Origin of the sequence: Lactobacillus ultunensis DSM 16047, assembly GCF_001436305.1 — a bacterium.
In the GTDB taxonomy this organism is placed as follows: domain Bacteria; phylum Bacillota; class Bacilli; order Lactobacillales; family Lactobacillaceae; genus Lactobacillus; species Lactobacillus ultunensis.
On record NZ_AZFO01000059.1, the window covers coordinates 1 to 5,259 of the forward strand.

The following is a 5,259-nucleotide window of genomic DNA, read 5'->3' on the forward strand; positions in this document are numbered from 1 at the left end:
CTATTTAGCTTAGAATGTTTTATGCTAAAATAGCTCCATAAAAATTTGGAGGACATCATTATGAAAACATGGAAAATAAGTGGAGTAATTCTGTTGGTAATTTGGCTATTTGTAGCAGCATTTATCTGGTTCAGAAGCGTTGATGGAGCAGGAATAATTCAGACGCTTCAATTAAAAGAGATAACTTTAATGATTTGGGGAATTTTTGCGGTTCCATTCGTAATCGGTTATATAATTTGGGGTATTGTTTTAAAAAGAAATACTCATAAGATGGGACAATAAATAAAAGGATTGCTAGATGAATAGCAATCCTTTTTGAATCTATCTGTTGAATTTGAGAGCATTGACCATAAAAATCGCCATCTATTTTATGGGATGACAACATATTATTTTATCCAATCTAAATAAGAGCTGTTCAAACTATAGGCTTCAAATCCCATATTGTTTAGTTTTTGGGTTACTTGATTTGTTAATGGGCAAAGTCGACCGCGGCAATAAACAATAATTGGCTTATTTTGTGGCAGCTTTTTTAGATACTTATCAACTTTATCAAATGGAATATTGATTGCACCTGTGATATGTCCTTCATTATATTCATGTTCAGTTCGTGCATCAATAAGGAGACTTCGAGATACAATTTCTTTAGCATTAGCCAAAGAAATTGTTTTTACACCAGGCTCACTGTTAGCTTGGTTTTGAGCATTTTTAAAATCGAGTATTTCATCTTCGCCAATATCAATTAGTAAATTAATCAGGTTATAGATTTTATAATTAGCCATATTGTAAATAATATGATTTCCTTGTTTGATAGATTTTACTAAATAAGCTTTTTTTAAAATTTGTAAGTGACGAGAAGTGTTAGCAATACTAAGTTTACTTTCTTTGGCGATAGTTTCTACTGTACTAGGGGCTTGAATTAAAAGATGGAGAATGATTAAACGACTATCGCTAGATAAACTTTTACCAATTTGAGCTAATTCGGAAAACATTTGCCGTTTATATTTTTCTTGATTATTCATGTTAACTCCAAAGTAATAAATTATTATATTGAATAATTTATTTTCTTATAATTAATTTGTCAAATGTTTATAGTCTAGTCACGAGAAAATGATTACTTAGTAGGGGCAAACTAAGTAATCATTTTTTATATATTTTTTCTAATTTAAGTGTAATACGTCAATTAATGAAGAGTAATTGACATCTCTACTTTTGTAATCTTTAAGTAATTTATTAATTAAGGTATCAAGTTGTTTTTGCTCGTCGTCACTAAGGCTACCATAGGCTGCTTGAGCAATCTTATCAGCATTTTGGTTAAAGTCTTCTACGGCCTTAATACCCTTTTCTGTAAGAGTAAGCTTGCATTCAGTGTCGTTAATATCTTCTTTAGTAATCAATTTGTTTGTAGTAAGGGCTGAGATAGCATCCTGAAGTTCACTCATTCTGAAATTATATTTGAAAATGAGATCTGTACTAGTTAATTCATTATTATTTTTGCTGAGTGCTCTTAGTAATTTCTTGTGAGCTTTAGTATTAGGAAAAGTACTTGTTTCATTGTAGTTTTGAGGATTTTCTAGATGAACTTGCTTCTTTAGTAAAGTTTGATATTTTTCAAATTCTTTTACATCAAGAAATAATTTTGTTGTTGCATTTGTCATAATGTTAAACCTCCAATACTGATTTTCTTAATTTAGTGGATATTTTTTTAATAGCTTTAGTTATGTCTCGCTTCCTTAGTTAAAATCTCTAATAATAATAGAGCTTGTGAATTGCTTAACTTGAGTAATTTCTTCTGGAGTAGGATGACCACGATGAAGAATGCCATGATGTTCCAAGGAAAATTGACCACGACAATGAAATTCGCGTTTATCCACAGGTATGCCGGCGGAGGAAGCAATTCTTTTAATTTCCGGATAAGTAGATGAAAGTAAAGCTGCTGTGCTTACATTAATAAGTTTTCCTATTTTAGCTCCAGGATTTTTTAGAAATTTTTTAACAGGTGAGGCAACACCTGCCCAATATACTGAATCGCATAAAACAAAAGATCAACGTTATGTTTTAATGGGTGACTTACAGTTTGAGCCTCAACACCAGCAGTATTAGCTACAGCATCCGCTAATTTTTTAGTATTTCCTGTTTTAGAATAATATCTTACAGCGATTTCCATTTTTGTAGTCCTTTCAATAAAAGTAATATTTATGTCAAAAAATTAAGAGACTGAAATCAAAGATTATTTTGGCCAATGGCGTTTGATGAAGAGAGCACGGCCACCGGCTTCTTCTATTGCATATCGTAAGGGATTCTTTTTATAAAAATCTTGATGATAATCTTCTGCTGGATAAAAAGTAGAAGCGGGTTCGATAGCTGTCACAATAGGTTTATTGAACCTTCCACTTTCTGCTAATTCTTGTTTAGATTTTTCTGCTGTTGCTTTTTGTTCCGGTGAATTGTAATAAATTACTGGTCGATATTGGTCACCTCGATCTTGAAATTGACCCATTTCATCGGTGGGATCAGTTACTTGCCAATAATATTGAAGTAACTGTTTGTAAGACATTAAATTGGGTTTGAATGTGATTTTTACTGCTTCGGTGTGTCCAGTTGTACCAGAACAAACTTCCTCATAAGTGGGATTAGCAATGTCTCCGCCTGTATAACCGCTGGTTACTTTTTCTACACCTGGTAGAGTGTCAAATGGCTTAACCATGCACCAAAAACAACCACCCGCAAAAATAGCTGTGTCAAATTCGGGTAAGTTTTTGTCTGTCATTGTAGTATTCACCTCCTTTAATTAAATATTTTCTTATATTCGCCATATCCCTTTTCTTCTAATTGGCTGTAAGGGATGAAGTTTAATGCGGCCGAATTAATACAATATCGCAAACCACCTTCTTCAACTGGACCATCATCAAATACGTGACCTAAATGAGAATGCGCTCTTGGACTTTTAACTTCTATTCTTCTCATAAAAAGTGAATTATCGACTTTATAGTCAAGTTTTTTAATAGGTTTGGTAAATGATGGCCAACCACAACCTGCGTCGTATTTATCTTCGCTAGAAAATAAAGGTTCTCCTGAAACAACATCTACATAAATCCCTTTTTCGTAGAAATTATCGTATTTTCCTGTAAAAGCAGGTTCTGTAGCACCTTTTTGGGTTACTGCATATTGCTTTACGGTTAGATGCTTTTGATTTTCTTTATTCATAGGACATCCTCCTTTTTATTGTTAGTATTCAACTGATTAATTGAATACTAACACCATAGAAAATAAAGTCAAACTAAAACGCATTTTTTATTACTGATAAATCAGCAGTTTAAATTTTATTGCTATTATGATAATATTCAATTAACTAATTGAATATTTTTTAGAAAGGCAGTGCTTAAAATGAACGAAAAAATTTTCACAAAAGATGAATTAGCAAAATTTAATGGACAAAATGGGGAAAAAGCTTATGTTGCAGTAAATGGCATCGTGTACGATGTTACTAATAATTCTCATTGGCAAGGCGGAAAGCATCATGGCAATTTAGCAGGAAAGGATCTTACTGAAGCATTAAAAAAATCTCCACATGGTGATAAAGTACTAGCTAATTTAAAAGTAGTTGGAAAATTAAGTAGTAAATAACTTTTTTGTTTAATATTTTTAACAGGGTAAATTACGGAGGTTGCTTAACCTTCGTTTTTTTGTAAGTAAAAATAATTTTTAGAGTATAAAAATTGCCACACTTTTTTCTAGTGTGGCAAAGATTTAGTTATGAGGCAGTAACAAATATATTGAAACTAAAAGCAGGTTTTTATAAATTATCAATTTGGCGTCTTTCTGCATCCTTATTATTCATATTTGTGAAGCCGTATAAGTTTTTATCTAAAATTTTGTAGTGATGACCATCATTGTTTTGAAGATTTGTTTGTTGCATTCCCCACTTGGACATGACCAATAAAACTTCTCGTAAAGCTCTACCGTTATCTGTGAGACAATACTCAACCTTTGGTGGTACTTCTGGATAAATTTTTTTCTTTATAATTTTTTCTTGCTCTAACTCGTTTAATTGTTTTGTTAAGATTCTTTGACTAATTCCTGGTAGTTGACGCTTTAATTCACCCGTTCGCATAGGTTTATTTCCCAAATTACATAGGATGGAAGTTTTCCATTTACCTGCAATGGCTTTTAAGGTTACATCAACGGCTAATCGATAAATTCTCTCTGGCATGTACTTGTCTTCCTCTTATTAAGCAAATGTAACATTTTTGTTCTTATAGCACTTTAAAGTTCGTACTTACTTTTTATTAGTATATCACATACAATATCTTCAGTAATCAAAAATTGGAGGTTTGTAATGAGTAAATCAAAAATTAAGTTTGCTTTATTTGCTATGGCAACCACTTTCTTTGCAGTGGGCGTAACTGAATTTATCAGTGTAGGTGTTTTACCATCTGTGTCTGCTGAATTTCATGTCTCTACCAGTACTGCTGGACTAATAACTACGCTTTATGCACTGGGTGTAGCAGTTGGGGCACCTATTCTTACCTTGTTAACAAGTGGTTTTGCAAAGAAAAAGGTTATTATTGGAGCACTAATAGTTTTCTCACTTGGACATTTGTTAATTACATTTGCACCAACTTTTATTACAGTTTTAATTGGACGTTTTATTGCAGGAGCTGCTCATGGTTTATTATTTGCACTGAGTTCTATTATTGCGGCTGAGTTAGTTGGTCCATCAAAGCAGGCTAGTGCAATTGCCTTTATCTTTTCTGGATTTACGATTGCTACTGCAATTGGTGCTCCACTGGGTACTTCTATTAGTACCTTTATCAGCTGGCGTATTCCGTTTTTAGCAATTACTATTCTGGGATTACTTGCTTTGGTCATGAATATAATTGTTTTACCTAAAGATAAAGCTAACAATACGAAGGTTAATTTAGGTGCACAACTTCATATTTTTACGCAACCACATATATTATTAACATTATTAGTTACTATTCTTGGTTATGGTGGTACTTTTGCAACTTTTACTTATTTATCACCAATTCTTGAAAGGGTAACAATGGTTAAAAGTGAATACATTAGTATCATTCTTGTAATTTATGGAATTGCTATTGCAATTGGTAATAGTATTGGTGGTAAATTTGGCGATTCAAATCCTGTTACTGTTTTGTTTATGATTTTTATTATTCAAGGATTAGCTTTAATCGCATTTTACTTTACTACTCCATATTTTATTCCTGCCATTATTAATATACGCGTGGTGCTAGTTAAATC

Annotated in this window: 10 protein-coding genes; 3 read left to right on the plus strand and 7 right to left on the minus strand. The window is 32.2% G+C overall.

Annotated features, from left to right (window positions below; translation table 11 throughout):
* Positions 1–60: 60 nt before the first annotated feature.
* Entirely contained in the window at positions 61–282 is a 222-nt protein-coding gene (locus tag FC57_RS10115; protein WP_007125828.1) for a DUF3923 family protein, read from the plus strand.
* A gap of 104 nt (positions 283–386) precedes the next feature.
* On the opposite strand, the gene FC57_RS10120 is transcribed toward FC57_RS10115, so the two are convergent.
* The 6 genes from FC57_RS10120 to msrB form a co-directional block, all read right to left on the minus strand.
* Entirely contained in the window at positions 387–1,019 is a 633-nt protein-coding gene (locus FC57_RS10120; RefSeq protein WP_007125827.1) for an ArsR/SmtB family transcription factor, read from the minus strand.
* Positions 1,020–1,157: 138 nt separating this feature from the next.
* Complete coding sequence (locus FC57_RS10125; RefSeq protein ID WP_007125826.1) at positions 1,158–1,655, minus strand: hypothetical protein; 498 nt, start codon at positions 1,653–1,655, stop codon at positions 1,158–1,160.
* 75 nt (positions 1,656–1,730) lie between these two features.
* On the minus strand, positions 1,731–1,871 hold the full coding sequence (locus tag FC57_RS10935; RefSeq protein ID WP_155801061.1) for a hypothetical protein: 141 nt from the start codon (positions 1,869–1,871) through the stop codon (positions 1,731–1,733).
* A 107-nt stretch (positions 1,872–1,978) separates the two neighbouring features.
* Positions 1,979–2,164: a flavodoxin family protein gene (locus FC57_RS10940; RefSeq protein WP_007125825.1), complete on the minus strand. Its 186-nt coding sequence runs from the start codon at positions 2,162–2,164 to the stop codon at positions 1,979–1,981.
* Between the two features lie 63 nt (positions 2,165–2,227).
* Positions 2,228–2,767, minus strand: a complete 540-nt coding sequence (msrA, locus tag FC57_RS10135) for a peptide-methionine (S)-S-oxide reductase MsrA (protein WP_007125824.1) — start codon at positions 2,765–2,767, stop codon at positions 2,228–2,230.
* A gap of 17 nt (positions 2,768–2,784) precedes the next feature.
* Positions 2,785–3,204 (minus strand): peptide-methionine (R)-S-oxide reductase MsrB, encoded by a 420-nt coding sequence (gene msrB, locus FC57_RS10140; RefSeq protein ID WP_007125823.1) that lies wholly within the window; start codon positions 3,202–3,204, stop codon positions 2,785–2,787.
* A 180-nt stretch (positions 3,205–3,384) separates the two neighbouring features.
* On the opposite strand from msrB, the gene FC57_RS10145 reads away from it, so the two are divergent.
* A complete protein-coding gene (locus tag FC57_RS10145) occupies positions 3,385–3,624 on the plus strand; it encodes a cytochrome b5 domain-containing protein (RefSeq protein ID WP_007125822.1) in 240 nt (79 codons plus the stop codon).
* Between the two features lie 169 nt (positions 3,625–3,793).
* On the opposite strand, the gene FC57_RS10150 is transcribed toward FC57_RS10145, so the two are convergent.
* On the minus strand, positions 3,794–4,210 hold the full coding sequence (locus FC57_RS10150; RefSeq protein ID WP_007125821.1) for a winged helix-turn-helix transcriptional regulator: 417 nt from the start codon (positions 4,208–4,210) through the stop codon (positions 3,794–3,796).
* 126 nt (positions 4,211–4,336) lie between these two features.
* On the opposite strand from FC57_RS10150, the gene FC57_RS10155 reads away from it, so the two are divergent.
* Positions 4,337–5,259: MFS transporter (locus FC57_RS10155; RefSeq protein ID WP_056990031.1), on the plus strand; the 923-nt coding region annotated here is incomplete at its 3' end.

Excerpts from the sequence above, each read along its gene's own strand:
- FC57_RS10145 (WP_007125822.1), top strand. The coding sequence starts at position 3,385 with ATGAACGAAAAAATTTTCACAAAAGATGAATTAGCAAAATTTAATGGA.
- FC57_RS10150 (WP_007125821.1), bottom strand. The coding sequence starts at position 4,210 with ATGCCAGAGAGAATTTATCGATTAGCCGTTGATGTAACCTTAAAAGCC.
- msrA (WP_007125824.1), bottom strand. The coding sequence starts at position 2,767 with ATGACAGACAAAAACTTACCCGAATTTGACACAGCTATTTTTGCGGGT.
- FC57_RS10115 (WP_007125828.1), top strand. The coding sequence starts at position 61 with ATGAAAACATGGAAAATAAGTGGAGTAATTCTGTTGGTAATTTGGCTA.
- FC57_RS10120 (WP_007125827.1), bottom strand. The coding sequence starts at position 1,019 with ATGAATAATCAAGAAAAATATAAACGGCAAATGTTTTCCGAATTAGCT.
- FC57_RS10125 (WP_007125826.1), bottom strand. The coding sequence starts at position 1,655 with ATGACAAATGCAACAACAAAATTATTTCTTGATGTAAAAGAATTTGAA.
- FC57_RS10940 (WP_007125825.1), bottom strand. The coding sequence starts at position 2,164 with ATGGAAATCGCTGTAAGATATTATTCTAAAACAGGAAATACTAAAAAA.
- msrB (WP_007125823.1), bottom strand. The coding sequence starts at position 3,204 with ATGAATAAAGAAAATCAAAAGCATCTAACCGTAAAGCAATATGCAGTA.